General features: G+C 61.8%; 27 protein-coding genes and 1 pseudogene. 12 read left to right on the forward strand and 16 right to left on the reverse strand.

The features are described from left to right. Positions 1 to 9: 9 nt before the first annotated feature. The 3 genes from BSG20_RS24340 to BSG20_RS24350 all read right to left on the reverse strand — a co-directional run bounded on the left by BSG20_RS24340 (position 10) and on the right by BSG20_RS24350 (position 1,917). Positions 10 to 675: a S24 family peptidase gene (locus BSG20_RS24340; protein ID WP_072379485.1), complete on the reverse strand. Its 666-nt coding sequence runs from the start codon at positions 673 to 675 to the stop codon at positions 10 to 12. A gap of 105 nt (positions 676 to 780) precedes the next feature. After that, positions 781 to 1,428 (reverse strand): response regulator, encoded by a 648-nt coding sequence (locus BSG20_RS24345; RefSeq protein ID WP_072379484.1) that lies wholly within the window; start codon positions 1,426 to 1,428, stop codon positions 781 to 783. 90 nt (positions 1,429 to 1,518) lie between these two features. Then, a complete protein-coding gene (locus tag BSG20_RS24350) occupies positions 1,519 to 1,917 on the reverse strand; it encodes a hypothetical protein (RefSeq protein ID WP_072379482.1) in 399 nt (132 codons plus the stop codon). Positions 1,918 to 2,025: 108 nt separating this feature from the next. On the opposite strand from BSG20_RS24350, the gene BSG20_RS24355 reads away from it, so the two are divergent. Then, positions 2,026 to 2,379, forward strand: a complete 354-nt coding sequence (locus BSG20_RS24355; RefSeq protein WP_177309878.1) for a DUF952 domain-containing protein — start codon at positions 2,026 to 2,028, stop codon at positions 2,377 to 2,379. Then, positions 2,376 to 3,464: a quinone-dependent dihydroorotate dehydrogenase gene (locus BSG20_RS24360; RefSeq protein ID WP_072379479.1), complete on the forward strand. Its 1,089-nt coding sequence runs from the start codon at positions 2,376 to 2,378 to the stop codon at positions 3,462 to 3,464. The genes BSG20_RS24355 and BSG20_RS24360 overlap by 4 nt, the downstream gene beginning before the upstream one ends. On the opposite strand, the gene BSG20_RS24365 is transcribed toward BSG20_RS24360, so the two are convergent. Genes BSG20_RS24365 through BSG20_RS24375 form a run of 3 tightly spaced genes read right to left on the reverse strand, consistent with a single transcriptional unit; the run spans position 3,440 to position 5,583 of the window. After that, a complete protein-coding gene (locus tag BSG20_RS24365) occupies positions 3,440 to 4,786 on the reverse strand; it encodes an MATE family efflux transporter (protein ID WP_072379477.1) in 1,347 nt (448 codons plus the stop codon). The genes BSG20_RS24360 and BSG20_RS24365 overlap by 25 nt on opposite strands. 31 nt (positions 4,787 to 4,817) lie before the next feature. Beyond that, positions 4,818 to 5,315, reverse strand: coding sequence for a CAP domain-containing protein (locus BSG20_RS24370; protein ID WP_072379475.1), 498 nt, complete (start codon positions 5,313 to 5,315; stop codon positions 4,818 to 4,820). Between the two features lies 1 nt (position 5,316). Next, the gene (locus BSG20_RS24375; RefSeq protein WP_024313127.1) at positions 5,317 to 5,583 is read right to left on the reverse strand and encodes a DUF6460 domain-containing protein; all 267 of its coding nucleotides are present in this window, start codon (positions 5,581 to 5,583) and stop codon (positions 5,317 to 5,319) included. A 146-nt stretch (positions 5,584 to 5,729) separates the two neighbouring features. Here BSG20_RS24375 and BSG20_RS24380 point away from each other — a divergent pair, with 146 nt between their 5' ends. Both BSG20_RS24380 and BSG20_RS24385 read left to right on the forward strand, forming a co-directional pair. Beyond that, positions 5,730 to 6,662 (forward strand): class I SAM-dependent methyltransferase, encoded by a 933-nt coding sequence (locus tag BSG20_RS24380; RefSeq protein ID WP_072379473.1) that lies wholly within the window; start codon positions 5,730 to 5,732, stop codon positions 6,660 to 6,662. Between the two features lie 218 nt (positions 6,663 to 6,880). Next, positions 6,881 to 7,516, forward strand: coding sequence for a YitT family protein (locus BSG20_RS24385; RefSeq protein WP_072379471.1), 636 nt, complete (start codon positions 6,881 to 6,883; stop codon positions 7,514 to 7,516). On the opposite strand, the gene BSG20_RS24390 is transcribed toward BSG20_RS24385, so the two are convergent. Both BSG20_RS24390 and BSG20_RS24395 read right to left on the reverse strand, forming a co-directional pair. Beyond that, a complete protein-coding gene (locus BSG20_RS24390) occupies positions 7,513 to 7,974 on the reverse strand; it encodes a carboxymuconolactone decarboxylase family protein (RefSeq protein WP_024313124.1) in 462 nt (153 codons plus the stop codon). The two genes, BSG20_RS24385 and BSG20_RS24390, sit on opposite strands and share 4 nt — an antisense overlap. 27 nt (positions 7,975 to 8,001) lie before the next feature. Next, positions 8,002 to 8,502, reverse strand: a complete 501-nt coding sequence (locus BSG20_RS24395; protein WP_072379469.1) for an RrF2 family transcriptional regulator — start codon at positions 8,500 to 8,502, stop codon at positions 8,002 to 8,004. A 177-nt stretch (positions 8,503 to 8,679) separates the two neighbouring features. Here BSG20_RS24395 and BSG20_RS24400 point away from each other — a divergent pair, with 177 nt between their 5' ends. The 4 genes from BSG20_RS24400 (at position 8,680) to pdeM (ending at position 14,237) form a co-directional block, all read left to right on the forward strand. Beyond that, a complete protein-coding gene (locus BSG20_RS24400) occupies positions 8,680 to 9,435 on the forward strand; it encodes an ABC transporter substrate-binding protein (RefSeq protein ID WP_072379467.1) in 756 nt (251 codons plus the stop codon). A 63-nt stretch (positions 9,436 to 9,498) separates the two neighbouring features. Further along, on the forward strand, positions 9,499 to 10,752 hold the full coding sequence (locus BSG20_RS24405; protein WP_072379465.1) for an NAD(P)/FAD-dependent oxidoreductase: 1,254 nt from the start codon (positions 9,499 to 9,501) through the stop codon (positions 10,750 to 10,752). Positions 10,753 to 10,888: 136 nt separating this feature from the next. Beyond that, positions 10,889 to 13,402 carry a ligase-associated DNA damage response DEXH box helicase gene (locus BSG20_RS24410; RefSeq protein WP_072379464.1) on the forward strand — a complete coding sequence of 838 codons (2,514 nt, stop codon included), beginning with the start codon at positions 10,889 to 10,891 and terminating at the stop codon, positions 13,400 to 13,402. Positions 13,403 to 13,508: 106 nt separating this feature from the next. Continuing rightward, on the forward strand, positions 13,509 to 14,237 hold the full coding sequence (pdeM, locus tag BSG20_RS24415; RefSeq protein ID WP_177309879.1) for a ligase-associated DNA damage response endonuclease PdeM: 729 nt from the start codon (positions 13,509 to 13,511) through the stop codon (positions 14,235 to 14,237). Positions 14,238 to 14,282: 45 nt separating this feature from the next. On the opposite strand, the gene BSG20_RS24420 is transcribed toward pdeM, so the two are convergent. The 3 genes from BSG20_RS24420 to BSG20_RS24430 all read right to left on the reverse strand — a co-directional run bounded on the left by BSG20_RS24420 (position 14,283) and on the right by BSG20_RS24430 (position 15,820). Next, positions 14,283 to 14,513, reverse strand: a complete 231-nt coding sequence (locus tag BSG20_RS24420) for a hypothetical protein (RefSeq protein ID WP_024313118.1) — start codon at positions 14,511 to 14,513, stop codon at positions 14,283 to 14,285. 151 nt (positions 14,514 to 14,664) lie between these two features. Further along, entirely contained in the window at positions 14,665 to 15,246 is a 582-nt protein-coding gene (locus tag BSG20_RS24425; RefSeq protein ID WP_024313117.1) for a transglycosylase SLT domain-containing protein, read from the reverse strand. A 109-nt stretch (positions 15,247 to 15,355) separates the two neighbouring features. Further along, positions 15,356 to 15,820, reverse strand: a complete 465-nt coding sequence (locus BSG20_RS24430) for a GNAT family N-acetyltransferase (protein ID WP_072379523.1) — start codon at positions 15,818 to 15,820, stop codon at positions 15,356 to 15,358. A gap of 206 nt (positions 15,821 to 16,026) precedes the next feature. Between BSG20_RS24430 and BSG20_RS24435 the strand changes: the two genes are divergently transcribed. Next, positions 16,027 to 17,097: a cyclic nucleotide-gated ion channel gene (locus BSG20_RS24435; RefSeq protein WP_072379460.1), complete on the forward strand. Its 1,071-nt coding sequence runs from the start codon at positions 16,027 to 16,029 to the stop codon at positions 17,095 to 17,097. 15 nt (positions 17,098 to 17,112) lie between these two features. Here the strand turns inward: BSG20_RS24435 and BSG20_RS37035 are convergent. Together BSG20_RS37035 and BSG20_RS24445 are read right to left on the reverse strand one after the other, a co-directional pair. Beyond that, positions 17,113 to 17,465, reverse strand: a pseudogene (locus BSG20_RS37035) (alpha/beta hydrolase family protein); the annotation flags it as partial. Next, positions 17,464 to 18,024 (reverse strand): dihydrofolate reductase family protein, encoded by a 561-nt coding sequence (locus BSG20_RS24445; protein ID WP_072379456.1) that lies wholly within the window; start codon positions 18,022 to 18,024, stop codon positions 17,464 to 17,466. The pseudogene BSG20_RS37035 and the gene BSG20_RS24445, both read right to left, overlap by 2 nt. A 94-nt stretch (positions 18,025 to 18,118) precedes the next feature. Between BSG20_RS24445 and BSG20_RS24450 the strand changes: the two genes are divergently transcribed. Next, positions 18,119 to 18,691, forward strand: a complete 573-nt coding sequence (locus BSG20_RS24450) for a winged helix-turn-helix transcriptional regulator (protein WP_244541406.1) — start codon at positions 18,119 to 18,121, stop codon at positions 18,689 to 18,691. Here the strand turns inward: BSG20_RS24450 and BSG20_RS24455 are convergent. Both BSG20_RS24455 and BSG20_RS24460 read right to left on the reverse strand, forming a co-directional pair. Next, the gene (locus tag BSG20_RS24455) at positions 18,619 to 19,425 is read right to left on the reverse strand and encodes a TIGR02186 family protein (RefSeq protein ID WP_072379454.1); all 807 of its coding nucleotides are present in this window, start codon (positions 19,423 to 19,425) and stop codon (positions 18,619 to 18,621) included. The two genes, BSG20_RS24450 and BSG20_RS24455, sit on opposite strands and share 73 nt — an antisense overlap. Continuing rightward, positions 19,425 to 20,345, reverse strand: coding sequence for a sulfite exporter TauE/SafE family protein (locus BSG20_RS24460; protein WP_072379452.1), 921 nt, complete (start codon positions 20,343 to 20,345; stop codon positions 19,425 to 19,427). The genes BSG20_RS24455 and BSG20_RS24460 overlap by 1 nt, the downstream gene beginning before the upstream one ends. Before the next feature lie 277 nt (positions 20,346 to 20,622). Between BSG20_RS24460 and BSG20_RS24465 the strand changes: the two genes are divergently transcribed. After that, positions 20,623 to 21,216 carry a DUF922 domain-containing Zn-dependent protease gene (locus BSG20_RS24465; protein ID WP_072379450.1) on the forward strand — a complete coding sequence of 198 codons (594 nt, stop codon included), beginning with the start codon at positions 20,623 to 20,625 and terminating at the stop codon, positions 21,214 to 21,216. Positions 21,217 to 21,239: 23 nt separating this feature from the next. Here the strand turns inward: BSG20_RS24465 and BSG20_RS24470 are convergent, their stop codons facing one another. Next, positions 21,240 to 21,872: a TerC family protein gene (locus tag BSG20_RS24470; RefSeq protein WP_072379448.1), complete on the reverse strand. Its 633-nt coding sequence runs from the start codon at positions 21,870 to 21,872 to the stop codon at positions 21,240 to 21,242. Between the two features lie 301 nt (positions 21,873 to 22,173). Here BSG20_RS24470 and BSG20_RS24475 point away from each other — a divergent pair, with 301 nt between their 5' ends. Beyond that, positions 22,174 to 23,796, forward strand: coding sequence for an ABC-F family ATP-binding cassette domain-containing protein (locus tag BSG20_RS24475; protein WP_072379446.1), 1,623 nt, complete (start codon positions 22,174 to 22,176; stop codon positions 23,794 to 23,796). Positions 23,797 to 23,934 lie beyond the last annotated feature (138 nt).

The raw sequence follows: 23,934 nt of genomic DNA on the forward strand, positions 1-23,934 counted from the left end.
AATATCTTCCTACTGGCTGGCCCAGATGATGCGGGCGATCCAATCCACGTCGGAAAGCTCGATCGTCCGGTTCGGATGCTCGGGGTTGAGCGACATCAATTCGATCGACCGCGGGCTCTGGCGCAACAGTACCTTGGCCATAACCTCGCCCTCGCGCGTCTTGACGACGACGCGATCGTTGCGGCGAACTTGCGCGCCGGGCTCGACGATCAGAACGTCGCCATCGCGGTAGAGCGGCATCATGCTCTCGCCCTGAACCTCGAGCGCATAGACGCCCGCTTTCTGCGAGGGCGCCGTCGGGAATTCCACGACGTCCCAGCCTTGTCCGGCCGGAAAGCCGCCATCATCGAAGAAACCGCCAGCGCCGGCCTGCGCAAAGCCGAGAAGTGGGATCGAGCTGCCCTGCGGCGGGAAGGCCCCCTCAGCAAGGCTGGAAAAGCTGCCTGCCGGGCGCATAAAGGTCAGGAATTGCTCCATGCTGGCGCCGGTTGCATCCAGCACCTTGGCGATCGATTCTGTCGAGGGCCAGCGCAGCCGTCCATCGGCAGACAGTCGCTTGGACTTGTTGAAGGAGGTCGGATCGAGCCCCGCGCGTCGGGCAAGACCGGACGGCGTCAGGTCATGGCGTTCGGCAAGCCTGTCGATCGCTCCCCAGATTTGCTCGTGTGACAGCATGTCGCCTGATTTCTGCGCGCGTGCGCGATCCTTCAACGGCGAAATATTAACCGCAAGCCCAGCGGGAGTAAAGAGATGAAAGGAATAAAATCCTGTCCCGGGCCCTCAGGCCACCATTGCCATGTTGATCTTGCCGAGCTGGATCACCGCTTGCGTGCGGCTGTCGACATTGAGCTTGAGCAGGATGGCCGAGACATGCGCCTTGATCGTCGCCTCGGAAACGCCGAGCTCGTAGGCGATCTGTTTGTTGAGAAGGCCTTCTGCCAGCATCGTCAGGACACGGCTCTGCTGTGGTGTCAGCGTATGCAGACGGTGGATCAAGTCGGCGACGTCAGGGTCCTGTTCCTGTCCGTCCCGGTAACTCTCTGGCGTGGCGATATCGCCGGCCAGAACCGTCTGGATGCCGCGGCGGATGTCGTCGATCCCTGAGGATTTGGAGATGAAGCCGGATGCGCCGAGTTCCAGCGCGCGGCGGATCGTGGTCGCATCATCGGTCGCGGAGATGATGACGATCGGCAGCCCGGCGAATTCGGAGCGCAGCGCCATCAGGCCGGAGAAGCCGCTGACGCCAGGCATCGAAAGATCGAGCAGCATCAGGTCTGCTTCCGGGTGCTCCCCGGCGGCCATCCGCGCTGCGGCGAAATCGCCGGCCTCGACGATCTCAGGATGACCTTCCATGCCGATCACCGCCTGACGAAGCGCATCCCGGAAAAGCGGATGGTCGTCGGCAATGATGATTGTCTGTTCCTGCATCGATCGCTCCCTCCCAAGAGCCCGATTGCCTGGTCATGGCCCGTGCTCCCCACACGATACATGCCTCCATTCTGATATGACTATACCAAATCATGTCTTTTGCGGAAGGGTATTGCGCTCCTCCTCGTCCTGGAATTCCTTGACTATCCCCATGAAGCTGCGCATCCAGCGCTCCATGATGCCGATCGAGCGGTCGATTTCCGCGTCTGAGGGCAGGGCCTTGTTGACGATGCTCTTGTTCTCCAGCGCCGTGACGCGGGCCGAAAGTCGGTCGAGTTCCTGCTCGTAGGCGGCGCGCTCGTCGGCGGCCATTCGGCAGGCGAGAGTACCGTCCTTCTCCTCGCAGAGCGACATGGCGCCAGTCTTCCGGTCGAGGCGCACGAAGTGGTCGCCGCTTCGCTCCAGCTGGAAGCGGGACGTGTCTATTTCTGCCGCGTAGCCACCGAGCGGCAAAAGAAGCGCGAAAAAGCCGATTGCGATATGTCTCATGATTTCCTCCGGAAATCTCGGTGGCCGCCGCATTTTTCGCAGCGAGGCGTGGACATCGCCTTCGCTTTGCGGCAAAGCCCGGGAAAGACCAGTCATTCCGAGGCCATCATGACCCTGACACCCACGCTTTACAAGATCGTGACGGAAACGCTCTGGCAGGAGACCAAGGCGGCCGGCATTTTCCGGGGTGCCGCGATCGACCTCCAGGACGGCTATATCCACTTCTCGACAGCCGCCCAGGTCAAGCAGACGGCGGCACTTTATTTCGCGGGTCAGACGGGGCTTCTGCTCGTTGCCGTCGATGGCAGCAAATTCGGCGAGGAGCTCGTTTTCGAACCGTCACGCGGCGGCGATCTCTTCCCGCATCTCTATGCAGATCTGCCGTCCTCGGCCGTATTGTGGGAAAAGCCGCTGCCGCTCGATGCCGCCGGCCAGCATATCTTTCCGGACCTTCAGCCATGATCGATCTGTTCAAGCACGCCGCCCGCAAGGGGCTCTTCCTCTTCGACCCAGAGACTGCGCACGGCATGTCGATCGCCGCGCTGAAGGCAGGTGCCGTTCCAGCCTGCCGGATCGCGCCCGATCCGCGCTTGAGGCAGAGTGTTGCCGGCCTCGATTTCGTCAATCCGATCGGTATGGCCGCCGGCTATGACAAGAATGCCGAAGTGCCGGAAGCGCTGCTGAAGATCGGCTTCGGCTTTACCGAGATCGGCACCGTGACGCCGAAGCCGCAATCCGGAAACCCGCGTCCGCGCATCTTCCGGCTGGTCGAGGATGAAGGCGTCATCAACCGCCTCGGCTTCAACAACGAGGGACACGACGCCGCCTTCGCGCGGCTGTCGGCCGTGCGCGGCAACGGCATCATCGGCGTCAACATCGGCGCCAACAAGGACAGCGAAGACCGTATCGGCGACTATGTTCTCGGAATCCGCCGTTTCTATTCCGTCGCGCGCTATTTCACCGCCAACATCTCCTCGCCGAACACGCCGGGCCTGCGCGATCTGCAGGCACGCGAAAGCCTCGCTGCGCTCTTGTCGGCGGTGCTTTCCGCCCGCGATAACGAAGCCGCTAAGTCTGGCAGGAAGATCCCGGTCTTTCTGAAGATCGCGCCCGATCTGACGGATGAGGGGCTGGATGATATCGCTGCCGAAGCATTGTCGCACGCACTGGATGGCCTGATCGTCTCGAACACCACGCTTTCCCGCAATGGCCTTAGGGATCAGCGCCAGGCGAAGGAAGCGGGCGGGCTCTCCGGCAAGCCGCTGTTCGACAGATCGACCGTCGTTCTGGCAAAGGTCCGCAGGCGTGTCGGCGGGGCGATGCCGATCATCGGCGTCGGCGGCGTGTCGTCGGCGGAAACGGCGCTGGAGAAGATCAAGGCCGGCGCCGACCTCGTACAGCTCTATTCCTGCATGGTCTATGAAGGGCCGGGACTGCCGGGCACGATCGTCCGCGGCCTGTCGAAGCTGCTGGATCGCGAGCAGGTGAAATCGATCCGCGATCTCAGGGACAGCAGGACGGATTACTGGGCAACGCGGAACGTCTGATCCGCCCGCCGCCGGACGAGCATCGCCAGGAATACCCCGCGAACCAGCAGGAAGCCGTTCATCGCCAACCACAGGCCGTGGTTGGCAAAGAGCGGCACGAAAACGGCGAGCGCGACGAGGTAGCCGGCAAACGACATCAGCATGCGGTTGCGCATGTCCGTCGACCACGTGGCGCCGATGAACACCCCGTCCATCAGGAAGGCGAGGGCGCCGGTGAGGCCGGTGACGGCGGCCCAGGGCAGGTAGGTCTCGGCCGCCTGCTGGACTTCCGGCGATGTGGTCAGCACCGAAATCAGCCAGGGACCGGCCAGCAGGAAGAACACCGAGATGATGCCGGCAAGTCCGAAAGACCAGAGCGCCGACAGCTTCAGTCCGCGGTCGAAGGCCGGCCGGTAGCGTGCACCGATGGCACGTCCGGTGATCTGTTCGGCCGCGTTGGCAAGTCCGTCGAGATAATATCCCGAGAGCAGGAAGAAATTCATCAGCACGGCGTTGGCAGCAAGCGTCACCGCCCCGAAGCTGGTGCCGATCCGCGTCATCAGCGTGAAGGCGGCAAGCAGCACGAAGGTGCGGATCAGGATGTCGCGGTTCAATGCGAAGAGTTCGGCCAACTGATGCCGCGAGAAGGTCTCCGCACGTGTCGGTCGGTCGGCGCGGTCGAAGCTGCGGAGGACGATCAGCAGGCCGACGACTGCACCAGCCGTCTCGCCGACCATCGTGCCCCAGGCAACACCGGCGACACCCCAGTCGAGCCAAAGGCTCAGGTAAATGGCGAGCACGATGTTGGTGCCGTTGATGATCGTCTGCAGCAGGAGCCCGACACCGCCCTGGCCCCGGCCGAGCACGAAGCCGAGGATCGCGTAGTTGGCGAGCGCTGCCGGTGCGGCGAGAATGCGGATGGAGAAATAGGTGCTGGTCGCGGCCGCAACGGCGTTCTCCGGTCCCATCAGCTTCAGCCCCGCTGCGAGAAGCAGCGGCGATAGACAGAGAAGCGCCACGCCGCAGCCGAGCGCCGAGATCAGCGCCCGCCAGAAAACGCCCTGCTCAGCATGCCGGTCGTGCCGCCCGAAGGCCTGGGCGGTCAGCCCGGTGGTGGAGGCGCGCAGGAAGTTGAAGCTGCCGAGGATCAGGTCGAACAGCATCGCCCCGATCGCAAGCCCCGCGAGCGCGTCCGGCTGGCCCGTATGCCCGACGACGCCGGTGCCGACGAGACCGAGCAGCGGCGTGGTGATGAAGCCGAGCGTCATCGGAATCGCGATCGAGAGCACCAGCCGGTGCGTGACGTCGAATGCCAGCCTGTTTTCGTGACCGTGAGTATCCATGCCTGCCTCTGAAAGCTGAGGCAGAATCGCCTCAGCCGGAAAGCACCATTGCCCAGTAGGGCACGTTTCTGGAAGCGGAATTGTGGGCGACCGCAACGCCCAAACCATTATAGCGGCCGAGCATGTTCTCCAGATGGTGCGGCGAGTTGATCCAGGCGGTCACAACCGAGGGAACCGACTGCTGACCGGCCGCGATGTTTTCAGCGGCCGGCATCTGCACGCCGCTTGCCTTGACGCGCGGGGCAAAGCCGTCCCCGATGCCCATGACGTGCTTCATCTTGCCGGCAGATGCCATGCGCTTTGCCTGAAACATCGCCGCAGCCTTTGCCGCTGGATCAGCCGAGAGCGGCGGCAGCCCGTTCTTGCTGCGCAACTGGTTGACAAGCGGCAATGCGTCCGCCGTCTCGTCGTCGCCGTTCGAAGGAATGGAGGATAGCGCGGGTGCCGTGGTGCAGCTGGCAACGCCAGCGATCAGTACAAGCCCAGACATGTGCAGCAGGCCGCGCCGCGAAAGGATGAGAGAAGTCATATTAGCGCCGATAGCTGAAGAGACGGATGAGAAGGAAGACGGGAATGACAATGGTCGCGCCAAGCAGCAGATAGTCGCCGACGCGTCCGAGAGCGGAAAAGCCGCGATGCCAGACCTCCAGAACGAAATTGCGGAAGCCGTAGATGAAATCGAGCGGCGCCCACCCGAACACGGCCATGATGAAGCCGACGATCAACGATACGACCAAAAGCTTGACCAATGTGCGGCCGACGGAATCGCCGAGAAACTTGTTCACCTGATCGGACATGCGCCATCTCCTGTTTATCCCTGAAATACGGGCGCGAATCGCTGCTCGCAAGCCTTTTTCAGGTCTGGCATCCTCGCCTCTGAAATAGGACTTGAGTTTTTTTGTGGCCGCAGCCAAATGCGGGCCGATGCCAACAGGTCTTCACCATGCAGTCCAACCAGCTCACTTCAGGCGACGTCATCGCCGACCGCCGTGCCGATTACGCCAAGATGCTCGACGAAAGCGGCGAGCCGCATGCCGCCGCCGAACTGATGGAGCAGGCGCTGGAGCTGGTACCGCACTGGGCCGCCGGCTGGTATCGCCTTGCCGGCTACCGCGAGAAATCAGGCAACACGGCCGGCGCGATCGAGGCCTACAGGCAGACCTTGGATGCGAGCCCGGACGATATTTTCGGTGCGGAGCTCAAGCTTGCTCTGCTCGGCGACGTCACGACACCCGACCAGCCACCGAGCAGCTATGTCGAACGCCTGTTCGACGACTATGCGGATCGCTTCGAGACGTCGCTGGTGGAGAAATTGGACTACAGCGTTCCGGGCAAGCTTGCCGCACTCGTTGCCACGACTGGCAGGCACTATTTGCTGGCCGTGGATCTTGGCTGCGGCACCGGCCTGCTGGGGCCGGAGATCCGCGATCGCGTTGCGCGCCTCGAGGGCTTCGATCTGTCGCAGAACATGCTTGCCAAGGCGGCCGAAAAGCATGTCTACGATCACCTGCAACAGGCCGATCTGTCGTTGGCTCCGGAGGCCACGGGCCTCTTTGCGGAGTGTGCGAGGCACCGTGCCGACCTCGTCACGGCGGCTGACGTCCTGATGTATCTCGGTAATCTCGAGAGCGTGTTCGAGGCCGTTTCAGCGCTTGTCGTGCCGGGTGCCGATTTTGCATTTTCGGTCGAGGATGCCGGCGGAGACTATGGGTTCCATCTCGCGCCGTCGTTGCGCTACTCCCATTCCGAAGCTTACGTCCGCGCGCTCTGCGCCCGCTATGGCCTTGATGTCAGCGCCGTCAGCAAGACGGCCATTCGCAAAGATGGCGCAAACATTATTTCAGGCATTCTGTTCCTTACGCATAAGGCGGTATAGCGGAACGATTCTTGCGAAGTGATAATAGGTCAGTATTGCTTACTTATTTCGCTTGATTGCGGTGCAAAATCGCCTGATAACCCTACATCATTCGCCGCAGCACGGGGGCGCTCGCAAGAGCCCGAAAACGCTCGGCATCATTCATCATCCACGTTTTGTCCCGCTCGGGCCTTTCCCCGGGTGCGCTTGGACTCGTCTGCCGTTTGGGGATCAACGACATGGCACAGCTCTTCAATGCCCTCGGCTTCTGGAACACCAGTGCCACCCGCCATACCCCGATCGAGGACGTTCAGGGCATTTTTTCGGGCAGCCTCATTGCGGCATTAGGACTCTTCATGCTGGCCAGCGCCGGTCTGCTGACCGGCAGCACCGCCGGCATCGCGTTCCTGCTCCACTATGCCTTCGGCGTAAGCTTTGGTCTCGCCTTCTTCCTGCTCAACCTGCCGTTCTTCTATCTGTCGTGGACGCGGCTCGGCATGGCCTTCACGGTAAAAACCTTCATCGCCATCGGCCTGACGTCCGTCATGACCAGCCTGCAGCCGAAGGTGATGGACATTTCGGCCATTCATCCTGCTTGGGCGGCCCTGCTCGGCGGTCTTTTGCTGGGGTTCGGCCTTCTGGCCCTCTACCGCCACCGCGCCAGCCTCGGCGGTGTCGGCATTCTCGGCATCTACATGCAAGAGCGTTTCGGCATCCGCGCGGGCCTTGTGCAGATGGCGATCGACCTCTGCGTGCTGGCCTCCGCCTTCTTCGTCACCACGCCGCCGGTGGTGTTTTATTCGGTTCTCGGCGCGGTGGTGTTGAACCTCTTCGTGGCCATCAACCACCGCGCCGATCGTTATATCGCGCTTTAGGCGGCCTGTGCCGGCTTGTCGATCGGGTGCTGTGACCGGAAGCCGACAGCGAGCCGGTTCCAGACGTTGATCGCGCCGATCGCCACCGTGATCTTGGTGATGGCTTCTTCCGTAAACTGCGCCTTCAGGGCTTCGAAATCGGCGTCCGGTGCGCCGGTTTCGGCGATGCGGGTGACTGCATCGACCCAGCCGAGCAGGGCGCGCTCCTTGGCGTCATAGACCGGCGATTCGCGCCAGACGCACATCAGGTTGATCCACTGCTCGCTCAGGCCGTCATGGCGGGCTTCCTTGACGTGCATGTCGACGCAATAGGCGCAGCCGTTGATCTGCGAGGCGCGAAGCTTGATCAGATGGATGAAGCGGCGCTCGAGCCCCGATCCCTGAACATATTGCTCCAGTGCGGCAACAGCCTTGTAAGCTTCCGGCGATGCCTTGGCGAAGTTGAAACGTGCTTGCATGGTTCATTCTCCTTTGGGTTTTCCGGCTCAGCGAGCCGCTCTTCGTTCATTCATTTCAAGGAAGGCGCAGCCGCGGGCGGCGATCCCGCCGTCATCGTCAGCAGTCAGCTGCGCAAGGATGTCGGCGATGCTGGTCTTGGCGAGCTCGGCGCGGTAGGCGCGCTCGGCCCGTAGCATCGCCGCGCTGATCTGGCATGGCTTGGCGAAATAGCGTTGCGGTAGTTGGTTCGGTCCACGCTGGCGGATCTCGCTGCAACGGAAGGCCGGCTCCGGCCCTTCGACCGCAAGGACGATATCGAGGAGGCTGATGTCATCGGTCTGTTTCGCCAGCCGATACCCGCCCTTCGGGCCCGGAATCGTATTTAGGATGCCGGCACCGGAGAGCGCCTGCAGGTGCTTCAGAAGATAGCTTGTCGAGACGCCGTGAAACACCGCAAGCGCGGCGGCCGAAAGCACTCCCCCTTCGGAAAGGCCGGCCAGCATAGCAACGCTGTGTATGGCCTGCTCGACGCCATCGCCCAATTTCATCGGAATGCCTCCTCGATTCGTGGATAAAATATATCTATGATTAGGCGATGCGTCAAGTCAAGATATATGAGCGAAATAAAATACACGGGGTGCGGTGCTGGTGCGGGGTTGTGAAGCGGCAAGGAACCGCTAAAGTCGGCTCTGTTGGGCAAAAACAATTCCAATAAGGGAACAGCAATGAGAAAGACCATCTTCCTGGCGGCCGCTGCCTTGTTTGCGGCGACGCATCTCGCCTCCGCCGAGGACACAATCCGCATCGCAACGGAGGGCGCCTATCCTCCCTTCAATTACGTCGAATCCGACGGCAGCCTCAAGGGTCTCGACGTCGACATGGCCAATGCGCTCTGCGAGGAGATGAAGGCCAAATGCACGATCGTCGCACAGGACTGGGACGGCATCATTCCGGGGCTTCTGGCCAAGAAGTATGATGCCATCATCGCGTCGATGAGCATCACCGAGGAGCGCAAGAAGCAGATCGACTTCACGAACAAGTACTACACGACGCCGCTCGCGGTCGCCGTGCCGAAGGATAGCGCGCTGAAGGGCGTCAGCGTCGAGGACATGAAGGGCAAGGTCGTCGGCGCGCAGGCTTCGACCACGCAGGCCGACTACGCCAACGACGTCTACGCGAAGGGCGGCGCCGAGGCGAAGATGTATCCGACGCAGGACGAGGCCGTCGCCGACCTCCAGAACGGCCGTATGGACGCGCTGATCTCCGACAAGTTTGTGGTGGTCGATTGGCTGAACAAGGCCGGCAAGGATTGCTGCAAGCTGCTCGGCGACGTGCCCGGGACCGAAACGCAGGCCGGCATCGGTATCCGTCAGGGCGAGACCGAGCTGAAGGAGCGCTTCAACAAGGCGATCGACGCGCTTGTCGCCAACGGGAAGTATCAGGAAATCACCAAGAAATACTTCCCCTTCGACATCTACTGATCGCTTGCCGATCCAATCGCGCGGAGGCCCACAGCCTCCGCGCCCTTTGACCAAGTCCATCCGATGAAGACAGATATCCTCGTTCTCGGTGCCGGCATTGTCGGCGTCAGTGCGGCCATTCATTTGCAGGATAGCGGCCGGTCCGTCATGCTTGCCGATCGCGGCGAGCCGGGCGGCGGCACCAGTTACGGCAATGCCGGGCTGATCGAGCGCTCCTCCGTTATTCCCTACGCCTTCCCGCGGCAGCTCGGCGCCATTGCCAAATATGCGCTGAACGGTTCATCGGACGTGCGTTACGATCCGGCCTATCTGCCGCGCATCGCCGCATGGCTGGCGCGCTACTGGTGGCATTCCTCGCCGACCAATCTGGAGAAGGCGACGCGGGCGTTGCTGCCCTTGATCGAGGCCAGTGTCTCCGAGCATGACAAGCTGATTGCCCGCGCCGGTGCCTCCGAGCTCATCCGCGACCGAGGCTGGGTGTCGTTCTACAAGAATCCGCGCCGTTTCGAGGCCGCTCGTGCGGAGGCCGAAAGTCTGTCTGCCCATGGTCTGGCGATCCGCATTCTTGATGGAAGCGAGTTTCTGGCGCTGGAGCCCGCCTTTGCCGCAGCCGGCAGCCGCATCTCGGGCGGCGTGCACTGGCTTGACCCCAAGACCGTGACCGACCCGCAGGCGCTGACGGCTGCCTATGCGAAGCTTTTTGCGACGGGGGGCGGCCAGATCGTGCGCGCCGATGCCTCCACATTGCGCGAGGAGAAGAACGGCTGGTCGATCACCACGGCCGAGGGCGAGATCATCGAAGCCGGCGAGATTGTCGTCGCCCTCGGCCCGCAATCGGGCCTGATCTTCCGCAAGCTCGGCTACCCCTTACCGCTGGCGATCAAGCGCGGTTATCACCGCCACTATGCGCAGCGCGAAGGTCAGCCACTTAGCCATTCGCTCGTCGACGAGGAGGCGGGCTACGTGCTGGCGCCGATGGCGCGCGGCATCCGGCTGACGACGGGCATCGAATTCGCTGCGCCCGATGCGCCGCCGAATACCATCCAGCTACGCCGCGACGAGGCTCATGCCCGCGCGCTGTTCGCGCTCGGCGAGCCGGTGGAGGCGACGCCCTGGCTCGGTCTGCGGCCATGCTTGCCCGACATGCGGCCGGTGATCGGTCCAGCGCCACGCCATCGCGGCCTCTGGTTTAATTTCGGCCACGCCCATCACGGCTTGACGCTCGGCCCCGCCAGCGGCCGGCTGCTGGCAGAGCAGATTTCCGGCAACGAGACCTTCGCCGATCCCAAGCCGTTCCATCCGCATCGCTTCCTCTAGATCAGGATGATTTAGGCCGATCGGGCCTAAGATCTGAATCCTGATAGCGCGGGATTTAGGCCGAAAACCGGTTACACGGCATCCCGCTCTAGATCCGCCATTCTATTTCGACGGTCGGTGCACTACCTTTAGCGCCGTGGACCAGATCGATTCCGAAGCCCGCGTTGTCCTGCCTGCGCCTTTCACCCGCTGGTTCGCGGAGAAAGGGTGGCGTCCACGTGCCCATCAGCTGGAATTGCTGGCCCGCGCCGAGGCCGGCGAAAGCACGCTGTTGATTGCGCCGACCGGCGCCGGCAAGACGCTCGCTGGCTTCCTGCCCTCGCTGACGGACCTGACCCGCCGCGGCAGGATCCCGCCGGGCTTTCCCTTCACCGGCATCCACACGCTCTACATCTCGCCGCTCAAGGCGCTCGCCGTCGACATCGAGCGGAATCTGATGAAGCCGGTAGAGGAGATGCGGCTGCCGGTGACGGTCGAGAACCGCACCGGCGACACACCGAACGCCAAGCGCCAGCGCCAGAAGCTGAGCCCGCCCGATATTCTGCTGACGACGCCCGAGCAGGTGGCCTTGCTGCTTGCCGATCGCGAGGCGGAGCGCTTCTTCAAAGACCTGAAATACGTCATCTTCGACGAGCTGCACTCGCTCGTCACCTCCAAGCGCGGCCACATGCTCTCGCTCGGCCTTGCCCGCCTGCGCCGGCTCGCCCCGTCTCTCCAGACGATCGGCCTTTCCGCCACCGTCGCCGAGCCGCTGGACCTGCAGAAATGGCTGGTCGCGCAACAAGAACGGGGCGAGGAGCGGCGCGCCGGGCTGGTGATCGTCGAGGGCGGCGCCAAACCTGATATATCGATCCTCTCCACCGAGGAACATATCCCCTGGTCGGGTCATTCGGCGAAATACGCGATCCCCGATGTCTACCGGCAACTTCTCGAACACCGCACGACGCTGCTCTTCGTCAATACCCGCTCGCAGGCCGAAACGCTGTTTCAGGAACTCTGGACGGTGAACGAGGAAAACCTGCCGATCGCGCTGCATCACGGCTCCCTCGATGTCGCACAGCGGCGAAAGGTGGAAGCTGCGATGGCGGCCAACCGGCTGCGCGCCGTCGTCGCCACTTCCACGCTCGACCTCGGCATCGACTGGGGCGATGTCGACCTCGTCGTGCATGTCGGCGCGCCGAAGGGTGCCTCGCGTCTTGCCCAGCGCATCGGTCGTGCTAACCACCGCATGGACGAGCCCTCGAAGGCGATCCTTGTGCCCGCCAATCGCTTCGAGGTGATGGAATGCCAGGCCGCACTCGACGCGAACTATATCGGCGCGCAGGACACCCCGCCGGTCGGCAGAGGCGCGCTTGATGCGCTCGCACAGCATGTGCTTGGTATGGCCTGCGCCGAGCCCTTCGACATGCTGGAACTTTACGACGAGATCAGGAGCGCCTCACCTTACGCCGATCTCTCCTGGGAGACCTTCGAGCGCGTCGTCGATTTTGTCGCGACGGGCGGCTATGCGTTGCGCACCTATGAGCGCTATGCCCGTATCCGCAAGACCAAGGAAGGCCGCTGGCGGGTCTCCAATCCACAGGTCGCCCAGCAATACCGGCTGAACCTCGGCACCATTGTCGAAAGCCCGATGCTCAATCTGCGCATGGTCAAGCGCGGCGAAGGCGGCCGGCTCGGCCGCGGCGGCGCGACGCTCGGAAAGGTCGAGGAATACTTCCTCGAACAGCTGTCGCCCGGCGATACCTTCATCTTCGCCGGCAAGGTGCTGCGCTTCGAGGGCATCCGCGAGAATGAGGCGCTCGCCTCGCAGGCCTTCTCAATGGATCCGAAGATCCCGTCCTATGCCGGCGGCAAGTTTCCGCTTTCCACCTATCTGGCCGATCAGGTGCGCTCGATGATCGCGGATCCGGAGCGCTGGAATCACCTGCCGGATCAGGTGCGGGACTGGCTGGCGATCCAGCAGGAAAAGTCGATTCTGCCGAAGCGCGACGAGCTACTGATCGAAACCTTCCCGCGCGGCAGCCGCTGCTACATGGTCATCTATCCCTTCGAGGGGCGACTGGCACACCAGACGCTCGGCATGCTGCTGACCCGGCGATTGGAGCGCGCCGGCGCCAAACCGCTCGGCTTCGTCGCAACGGACTATTCGCTCGGCATCTGGGGCTTCGAGGACATGGGGCTGATGATCCGCAACGGAAGGCTCAGCCTCGCTGATCTCTTCGACGAAGACATGCTGGGCGATGATCTCGAAAGCTGGCTCGACGGTTCTTTCCTTTTGAAGCGTACCTTCCGCAATTGCGCCGTGATTGCAGGCTTGATCGAGCGCCGTCACCCGGGCAAGGAAAAGACCGGGCGGCAGGTCACGGTCTCGGCCGATTTGATTTACGACGTGCTGCGGACACACGAACCGGATCATATCCTGCTGCGGGCGACGCGGCAGGATGCCGCAAGCGGGCTTTTGGATATTTCCCGGCTTGGCGATATGCTGAGGCGAATCAAGGGTCACATCACGCATCGCGCGTTGGACCATATCTCGCCGCTAGCGGTGCCAGTCATGCTGGAGATCGGCAAGGAGCCGGTGCATGGCGAGGCTCACGACGCGGTGCTGGCCGAAGCCGCCGACGACCTGATTGCCGAGGCGCTGGCCTAGAGAAAGTCCCGGAAAGGTTCGCGCCGGCTTACCATCCGGAATGAATGAGACGAAGAGATGAGCGTCTGCCTGAAGGTAGCGCTTCCATGACCAAGGACTGACAGGATTGATGAACCGCCTGGCGCTCGCGCGTGAACTCAACGGACTGGCCGCGCTGCCAGGCGTCGAGACGTCTGTGCATGGCGTTGCTGCCGTTTGCGATCCGCTCGGCGCGCTCTACGTGCCCGATGCCGGTATCCTCGTCGTTTCCGACCTGCACCTCGAGAAGGGCGCGGCTTTTGCCCGTCGCGGCATGTTGCTGCCGCCCTACGACACGCTGGCGACGCTGACAGTGCTTTCGGCCGTCATCAGCCGCTACGATCCGAAACTGGTTGTGTCGCTCGGCGACAATTTCCACGACCGCGTCGGCTCGGCGCATCTGCCCGAGGCGTTCCGCAGCCTGATATCGGAAATGGCCCGTGGCCGCGAATGGATTTGGATCAACGGCAACCACGATCCCGACGGGACCGTCGATCTGCCTGGCGCTTCCGTCGATGAAATGCATTACGGCGGCCTGACCTTTCGCCACGAGCCGAAGGGCGGCCTGCAAAAGGGCGAGATCGCCGGACACCTGCATCCCGCCGCGACGGTGCGCCGCCGCGAAAAGTCGGTCCGCCGTCCGTGTTTCGCCACTGACGGCGCCCGCTTGCTGATGCCGGCTTTCGGCGTGATGACCGGCGGCCTTGATCTTCGCCACAAGGCGATGAAGGGGCTGTTCGATCAGGCCTCGTTGATTGCCCACCTTCTTGGGCGTGACCGGATCTACTCCGTCAGGTTTGGCAACCTCGTGGGGTGAGCGCCGCTATGCGGCAGGCGGGGAGCTATCCAGCCGTCTTTCGCCTTAGTCGCCGAAATAGTAGAGAGGCTGGCGTGTCAGCTCGCCGCGGCCGAGGTGACCGTAGACGTCCTTTCCCAGAATCCAGAACGAAATCGCCTGGGTCTTCATGCAGAAAATATAGTCGCCGGAAATCCAGTGCTCTGCCTTGCTGCCGGAGAGCGGATAGAGATGGTCGCCAACCCCATACATGACCGCCCGGTGCGAGCTGTAATCGTATAAGTAGCGCTCTGCCATCTATTCTCCTGATTCTATTTCAGAAAGAATCCCATGGGCGCGAATGTATTGTCAAACAATACTGTCGCCACATGCCGACCAACCCAAATTTGTTTCGTTCTTCAGCGTTGTATATGAATTCTACTAGGTTTTTTCGGTGCCTGCGAAGAACTCAATTGCACTCCTGCAACTGCCGCTGATACGTCGTCGCCATGTTGGAAAAACGCTGCGCCGTCTTCTGTAGCTGCGCGTTCGAGCGCCAGTCGCCGCGCATGTAGCCTTTCGGGCCGGAATAGTAGGCGAGGTATAGACCGTAGGCATCGTTCACGGGGATGCCCGTCATTTGGCTGTTTTGCGAATGGTACCAGCCGATGAAGTCGATGGCATCGGCGAAGTTGGTGCGGCGCGCGGCCCAGCTGCCGGTCGCGGATTGATAGTGATCCCAGGTGCCGTCGAGCGCTTGCGAATAGCCGTAGGCGGTGGACGGTCGCGTCCAGGGAATGAAGCCGAACAGCTTGGTGCGCGGCGGTCGCGCATAGGGTTGGAAGCCGGACTCGGTATACATCGTCGCCATCAGGATCGGGACCGGAACCCCATATTTGCGCTCCGTCTTTTCTGCCGCGCGCTGCCAGCTCGTAAACATCCCGTCGCGCTGCTCGAAGACGGCACAGATGTTTCGGGTCTGTCGGGGAGTCGTGGCGCAGCCGGCAACAAGTGCCAGAAGCACGAGGGCGAGGAAGGCACGGATACGCATTACAGGGAACCTCTCGTTACCGAGAGATTACTAACTCGTAAATATTAACGAGCGGTTTTTAGACGAATGCGAGTTGCCACCGGTGAAATGGCGACGGTGCTCGCCCGATCTATGGGAGCAATTTTCGCATCCGGAAATTGGCGAGCGCCTGTCCCCGCTTTTCGACGCTTTGGCACGTCAGGACGACGAAACCTCGCCGTTGGAAGAAAGGCCTGGCCGTCAGGCTTGCTTCCGTAAAGATACGGCTGAGCCCGAGTGCCCGGGCTTCCGCTTCTATTGTCCGCAGCAGTGCAGTCGCCGCCCCGATCCCTTGATGGCCGGGATGCACGAACATCATGTCCAGATGCCCGTCGGACTCCAGATCGGCAAAGCCGATCGGCAGGTCTGCTGCCTCGGCAATCCAGGTCGGCCGGCTTGACCGGCGCTCCGCCCAGGCCTGCCGGTCGTCCACCTGCGCCCAGGCTTCTATCTGCGCCGGTGTATAGTCGTTGGACGCGACTTCGCGGATCGCCCGCAGGAAAATCTCCACCGTCGCATCGCAATCTGCCGGCGCGTAGCGTCGCAAAGTTACCATGGTCGCAAGCATCCGTTTCGCTGTCTGGATGGTCTATACTCTTTGCGGCGAGCCGCAACGCGGGTCACCGGCTGATAGCCAAACTGCCTGGCCCGGAAGAGCTAAAGGAGCGCGTGTCGTGTCTTTTCCGCGGCACCGTCCCCGGTTGCGCTTGGCCTCAGGGCATTTATTCTGAGAAAATGCCTGGGCAGTTCGTGGAGTATTGAATGTCGGCAGTGCCTTTCTCGAAGATCTCTTCGCCACTCAATGCGCTGCTGACCGCGATTGGTCTTTTGGCGGTGGCAACGCTTACGACCCCCGATCTCGCCGGAGAGACGAGGCTCGTCGTGGAAGCAGTGCTTGCAGCAATCTGGGTCGTCTATGTGCTGCAGCTGAGTGGCACGCTTCTTGTGCGGCGTCGCAGTCGCGTATCGGGTGGGAACGCCGCCCTCCTGATCGACCTGCTGGCTGTTTTCGTCCCCATGGCGGCCTTCCTGTTGATCGCCTCGCGCGATCGGAGTCTGTATTGCGCCATCTGGCTCCTCAAGCCGCTGCGGGATTCGACGTTTTTCAGGCTGATGGCAAAGGTGGTTGCGAATGAGGCGCGCAATCTGCTTGGCGTGACATCTGTCTTCGGCATCGTTCTTTTTGGCGCTGCGTTGGCTGGTTATGTCATCGAGCGTGACGTCCAGCCGGATAAGTTCGGCAGCATTCCGCAGGCGATGTGGTGGGCGGTTGTGACGCTGTCGACGACCGGCTACGGCGACGAGATCCCGCAAAGCCTGGCAGGCCGGGTTCTGGCCGGATTGGTGATGATGAGCGGCATCGGCATTTTTGCGCTTTGGGCCGGTATCCTCGCCACCGGCTTCTACGAAGAGGTCCGTCGCCGGGACTTCGTTCGCAACTGGCAGCTGGTCGCCGCCGTGCCCCTGTTCCAGAAGCTTGGATCCGCGGCACTGATCGAGATCGTGCGGGCGCTGCGGCCGCGTATCGTGCCCACCGGTGCAGTGATCTGCCGCAAAGGCGATGTTGGCGACCAGATGTTCTTCATCGTCGAAGGCAGGGTCAGTGTAGCGACGCCCGATCATCCGGTGGAACTTGGTACAGGAAGTTTTTTTGGCGAGATGGCGCTGATCAGCGGCGAACCGCGCTCAGCGACCGTCAGCGCAGCAACCGAGGTTTCCCTGCTGTCGCTCTATGCGGTTGACTTCCAGATGTTGTCGAGCAGCAGTCCCGAGATTGCGGAGATCATCCGCAAGACGGCACTCGAGCGACGGGGAGGCATACCAAAGAGCTGATCCTGCGGCGGCCTCTCATCCGTTGACTTGTACATCCTGTTCCGGCCAGGGATTGATGCCATCGTGCCAGAGAAGCGTATCCAGCCAGAATCCAGCGGCATGGCGGGTATGAAACAGACCGAAATGCCCGACCGATTCAAAGCCAAGCCTCTCTGGCGTCATCAAAACTTCTCTCCTGACGGCATTTCTGTCATAGCCAAGCGATCGGCGAATGGCTGGCACTGTGCCCAACTCGTCGTCGGAAAGGGCGACTGCAAGGATCGGCGCCCTGACGGCATCGAAACGGCTGACCACCAAGCGCGGATAAGACGTCTCCATCTTCGCGCGGCGGAAACTCCATTCGTTGGCGACCCGGCGGGTAAGTCCTCAGCCTGCCTTGACCGGTTCGTATCGCAGGATCACCGCGCCGCCCTCAGTCGTCGTGCTGTCGAGCAGTTTCAGGGGAAGCTGCTGACTGGCCGGTTTGAAATGCGGATTGCCGCCGCCGAGGATAACCGGCACCAGGCAGATGCGGATCTCGTCCACCAGCCCCGCTTTTAGCAGCGAGTCCGCGAGCTCTGCACTGCCGAAAATGAAGATCGTCTTGCCCGTCTCGGCCTTCAGCTTCTTCAATTCTGCGACAGGGTCGCTGACGACGCGCGTGTTGTTCCAGTTCGCCGCCGTCATCGTCTTTGATACCGCAATCTTAGCAATGTCGTTCATGTATGCCTTGATCGTCTCTTCGCTCTCGGCTGTCGGCCAGTAGGCGGCCATACCCTCATATGTCTTGCGGCCGAAGACGAGCAGGTCGCCTTCCTCGCCAAACTGCTCGGCGTAGCGCTCCAGCTCGGGACCCCAGGCAAGATTGTGAAATTCGATATCCCACGGTTTCGTGCCTTCGAAATAACCGTCAAGCGTCATCAGATTCCAAACAACAAGCTTCCTCATGGATTCGTCCTCCTCGAAACTGATTGCAATTAGCAATTGGTTGAAAGCTAGATTGACTGGTGGCAAAATGCAAGCAGTTTATTTGGAGGAACTAATGGACGATGCTTACCGCTCCGGCTGCCCGATCAATCTGACGCTGGAAGTGCTCGGCGATCGCTGGAGCCTGCTCGTCATTCGCGACATCATGTTCGGCAATCGGCGCCACTTCCGCGAATTGCTGCAGCATTCCGAAGAGCGGATTGCGTCGAATATCCTGGCCGACCGCCTACGTCGCCTGGTTGACAGAGGCTTGCTGACGCGTGAGGTCGATCCGACGCACAAGCAGAAGGCAATCTACAGTCTGACGGAAATGGCGATCCAGCTGGTGCCGATCTTCGCGCATATGGGTGCCTGGGGCCGCAGGCATCTTCCGGTTTCCGAGGAGCTCTCCATTCGGGCCGAGCTTCTGGAGACCGGAGGTGCGGAACTCTGGGAGGAATTCATGGACGAGTTGCGCGCCACGCATTGCGGCAAGAAGCTGCCTGCTGGAACGACGTCGGTGCTCGCACGCCTGACCGAAGCCTATTTCGATGTCGTCGCCCGAAATCGGCATGATCAATCCTTGCGGAACACCACGCTGGCGCCCCAGCCCGTGACGAGCGCGAGGAAGACGGAGAGCAAGCCATAGGCGATCGGCTGGGCGTGCGCCGCGTCGGTAATCATCTGCTCGATCCCTGTCTTGATGACACGCAGCGGAACGGACTTCTCGGTGACGAAGCTGCCGCTCTTGAAGAGATAGGCGCGCACGGTGTGCACGCCGTTCGGAATGTTTGCCGGCAACCGCAGGCTTGCCTTGAACAGGCTGGAGCTTACGAAACGCACGCCGCTCGGGTCGCGATCATAGAGGCCGCCGTTCTCCTGCAGCCGGCGAAAGGCCTGCCGGAACTCGCCGAGATTGCTGGCATCGCCGACGAAGCCGACCGGCGTCAGCGGAATGTGATCGATCCCGATTCCCCTGTCCGTAAGGTCGAGCGGCGTGGTGATGTCATCCAGCATGCGCGAACTCGACATGGAATAGGAGTGCGGCACCGCCTCGAAGGTCATCGAGCGCGTATTGATCCAGATGCCGAACACGCGCTCCTTCCGGCGCACGGTTGCGTCTTCGCGCGGCCCCTCAAGAACGACCACCACATCATACTGGCCAATCGCCAGCAGCAAGCTGTCGGTGTTGGTCACGGCCCCGAAAATCGTCAGGTCTGCGCCGCGAAAATCCGAGGTGATGGCGATTTCGCTGGTGGACGTGCCGATCTCAAGTCCTTCGGCCGTCGTTTGGCTCGCCTGGCCCGGGAGCAGCATTTGCGCGGTCGCGACACCAGGCAGCATCATCGCGCAAAATAGCAGAGCAGCGAGGAAGCGGCGCATCAATTCGCCCCCATGACCACGGAGTAGACATCCGCTGGCGTTACGACCAGCGCAACGGCAAGGCGAAGGCCGACGGCCAGCACCAGAAGCCCGAGCAGCGCACGCAGCTGCTCGCCGCGCAGTTTTTGTCCGACGCGCACGCCATACTGTGCGCCGATCACACCGGCGATCATCAGGATAAAGGCGAGCACGATATCGACCGAGAAGTTGGTCGCAGCCTGCACGACAGTCGTGTAGGCGGTCACGAAAATGATCTGGAACAGAGACGTACCGACAACCACGTTGGTCGGGATGCGCAGGAGATAGATCATCGCCGGCACCATGATGAAGCCGCCGCCGACGCCCATGACCGACGTCAGGATGCCGATGCCGAAGCCGAGCGTGATGACCGGGATGACGCTCAGAAAGATCTTCGATTTCTTGAAACGCATCTTCAGCGGCAGCTTGTGCACCCAATGGTGATGGCCGGGTCGACGGGGCGTTGGCGGCACGTTCTTTGCCGCGCGGCGCATGGCATTGACGCTTTCGAGCAGCATCAGCCCGCCGACCGTGCCGAGGAAGACGACGTAGAGCAGCGAGATGATGAGATCGAGCTGGCCGATCTGCCTCAGCAGCGAGAAGATCCAAATACCGACGGTCGCGCCGGAAAGGCCGCCGACGAGCAGCACGGATCCGAGCTTCACATCGAGCGTTCCACGCCGGAAGTGAGTGATGGCCCCAGAGATAGAGGAGGCAACAACCTGGTTGGCGCCGGTGGCGACGGCCACGACCGGCGGGATGTTGTAGAAGATCAGGAGCGGTGTGATCAGGAAGCCGCCGCCGACACCGAACATTCCGGAGAGAAAGCCGACGGCCGCCCCCATGCCGAGAATGATGAAGATGTTCACCGACAATTCTGCGATAGGCAGATAGATTGTCACAGCAGACCCCGATCTATGAACTGCCCCCAAAGGCAGGCGTTCTTACATCCTGTTCGAATGGCGCATCATACGGTGAAATCGTTGCCAGAGGATTTCGATAAGCGACATGCGATCCGCTCGATAGCGTGATCACTCTCGAATAATCAGGCTTTTTTTGGGTTTTATGACAGACCTTTAGAGGGCGAGCCCCGCAGGATCCATCGTTGTTCTCGATCCGTCGCGGTTGAACGCGATGCACCTGCCGACTAGTCTCGACACTGCATGATGGGGGATTCGCGTGAAGGCAGGATTGGTTCGTTGGTTATTGGTTGCTTGGGTCTTGCAGCCGATTGCCGCAAAGGCGGAATGGCAGCCGGTTGAACAGGTGCGGACCTATGCGGTGACCGGCAGTTCGGGCGCAGCACTCTACGATTCAATCGGCGAGAAAGGTCCCGCGCTTGGCAGCAGTCGCGCGGTGGCGCATACGACGTTCAAGCTGACCTGGACCAGAAAATACGAGCGCCGAGGAAACGCCTGCGTCCTGGCTGTGGCGCGGCCAAAGCTGATCATCACCTATACGCTGCCGAAGCCTGCGGTAGAGCTTTCCGCGGTCACTCGGGCAAGCTGGGCCACCTTCATTGCCGGCATCGAAACGCATGAGCGGGTGCATGGCGACTACATCAAGGAAATGGTCAGGGATATCGAGGCGACGAGCGTCGGGCTGTCTGCCGACGATGATCCCGACTGCAGGAAGATCCGGATCGAGCTGACGAAGCGGCTCGGCGAACTCTCCGCGCGGCAGCGACAGCGCGGCCGTGATTTCGACAAGGCCGAGATGAGCGAGGGCGGCAATATCCGCCGCCTCATCCTGCAGCTCGTGAACGGCCCTTGAGGACCGTTCGAACGCATGCCGGATCAGCCCAAAGCGGCGGCGGCGACCGGGGCCAGGTGCGGCCAGACCTCGAGCGCCCCGCGATAGATCATGCTCAGCGCCACGTAGATGATGATGGCTAGACCGAGGTAAGCGATCCAGTGGTAGCGGTTGAGCAGGCGCGCGATGAAGTTCGCCGCGATACCCATCATCGCGATCGACAGGATCAGGCCGATGACGAGGATCGTCGGATGCTCACGGGCGGCGCCGGCAACGGCAAGCACGTTGTCGAGCGACATCGACACGTCGGCGATCACGATCTGGCTAGCCGCCTGGTAGAAGGTCTTCCTTGGCGTCGCGTCGCCTTCGGCTCCTTCGGCTTCATTGCCGCTGCCGTTGCGCAGGTCGCGCCACATCTTCCAGCAGACCCAGAGCAGGAGGATGCCGCCGGCCAGCAGCAGGCCGATGATCTCGAGAAGCTGGACGGTAACGCTGGCAAGCGCGATCCGCAGTACGGTAGCGGCAAGAATGCCGACGAGGATCGCCTTCTTGCGTTGCTCGGTCGGCAGCCCCGCCGCGGCAAGGCCGATGACCACGGCGTTGTCGCCAGCAAGCACGAGGTCGATGAGGATGACCTGCAGAAGCGCCAGCAAGCCGGCAGAAGTGAAAATTTCCATGATGTGACAATCCCTGACATATACGAAACGCCTGCCGGCGCGCTGCTAACGCATAAATGATCGCTGAACTGCTTATCAAGTGGCTGAAGGACATTGTGGAAAAGTTCTCGAGCCCGTTGATGTTCCGCCTCGTCGATCGAGTACGCTTCATGCACCGTTGTCGGGGCGCTTTCCGGATGCATCGAATTCTTTGCATGGCACGGGATTGGCCATGACGTTCTGAACATGCTAGCGAGGGCCGCAAAAGGCCCCGGTACGCATGACGGAGGGGCGCTGCAACTCTTTCGGGCTCCACGCAAACATGATTCGTATCGAGAATATCAGCAAGCAGAACAGCCACCGGATCCTCTTCATCGAGGCTTCCGCCGCGCTCAACAGAGGCGAGAAGATTGGCCTTGTCGGCCCGAACGGCGCAGGCAAGACGACGCTCTTCCGCATGATCACCGGGCAGGAGCAGGCCGACGAAGGCCAGGTCTCCGCCGAGAAGGGCGTGACCATCGGCTACTTCAATCAGGACGTCGGCGAGATGGAGGGCCGCAGCGCGGTGGCCGAGGTCATGGAAGGCGCCGGCCCCGTCAGCGTCGTCGCGGCCGAGCTGCGCGAGCTCGAAGCGCAGATGATCGATCCCGACAAGCTCGACGAGATGGACCGGATCATCGAGCGCTACGGCGAAGTCCAGGCGCGCTACGAGGAATTGGACGGCTACGCCCTCGAGGGCCGTGCGCGCGAAGTGCTGGCCGGTCTCAGCTTCACCCAGGAGATGATGGACGGCGACGTCGGAGCGCTTTCGGGCGGGTGGAAAATGCGCGTGGCGCTTGCCCGCATCCTGCTGATGCGCCCGGACGTCATGCTGCTCGACGAACCGAGCAACCACCTGGACCTCGAGAGCCTCATCTGGCTGGAAGAATTCCTAAAGACCTACGATGGCGCGCTGCTGATGACCTCGCACGACCGCGAGTTCATGAACCGCATCGTCAGCAAGATCATCGAGATCGACGGCGGCTCCCTGAACAGCTATTCCGGCGATTACGGTTTCTATGAGCAGCAGCGGGCGCAGAACGAGAAGCAGCAGCAGGCGCAGTTCGAGCGCCAGCAGGCAATGCTTGCCAAGGAAATCAAGTTTATCGAGCGCTTCAAGGCACGGGCCTCGCACGCTTCGCAGGTGCAAAGCCGCGTCAAGAAGCTGGAGAAAATCGATCGGGTCGACCCGCCGAAGCGACGCCAGACCGTCGCCTTCGACTTCCTGCCGGCACCACGGTCCGGCGAAGACGTGATCAACCTGAAGAACGTCCACAAGAAGTACGGCAGCCGGGCCATCTATGAAGGCCTGGACTTCATGGTCCGCCGCAAGGAGCGTTGGTGCATCATGGGCATCAATGGCGCCGGCAAGTCGACCCTGCTGAAACTGGTGGCGGGTTCCACCGAACCGGATCAGGGCAGCGTCGCCCTCGGTGCCAGCGTCAAGTTGGGCTACTTCGCCCAACATGCCATGGACCTGCTCGACGGAGATCGAACTGTGCTGGAATGGCTGGAGGACTCCTTCCCCCAGGCGGGCCAGGCGCCGCTCAGGGCGCTCGCAGGATGCTTCGGTTTCTCCGGTGACGATGTCGAGAAGAAATGCCGCGTTCTTTCCGGCGGCGAAAAAGCCCGGCTCGTGATGGCCAAGATGCTCTTCGATCCGCCGAACCTGCTGGTGCTGGACGAGCCGACGAACCATCTGGATCTCGATACCAAGGAGATGCTGATCAAGGCGCTGTCGCAATACGAGGGCACCATGCTGTTCGTCTCGCACGACCGGCATTTCCTTGCCGCTCTGTCCAACCGCGTGCTGGAACTGACGCCCGACGGTATCCACCAATATGGCGGCGGCTATACGGAATATGTCGCCCGCACCGGCCAGGAAGCCCCCGGTCTGCGTAGCTGACGACATCACGACGAATATCCGTGGCTGGCCTCCGCGAGCGTCTCTGCCGGGGCGCTCGGGTTCGCCAGGCCCGGACTTCGTTCACCATCAGCATTTCGGTGCGGCCGGCAGGCCGTACCGGCCAGGAAAGCGCTGAGC

It is taken from the genome of Rhizobium tibeticum, from assembly GCF_900110205.1.
Taxonomy (GTDB): domain Bacteria; phylum Pseudomonadota; class Alphaproteobacteria; order Rhizobiales; family Rhizobiaceae; genus Rhizobium; species Rhizobium tibeticum.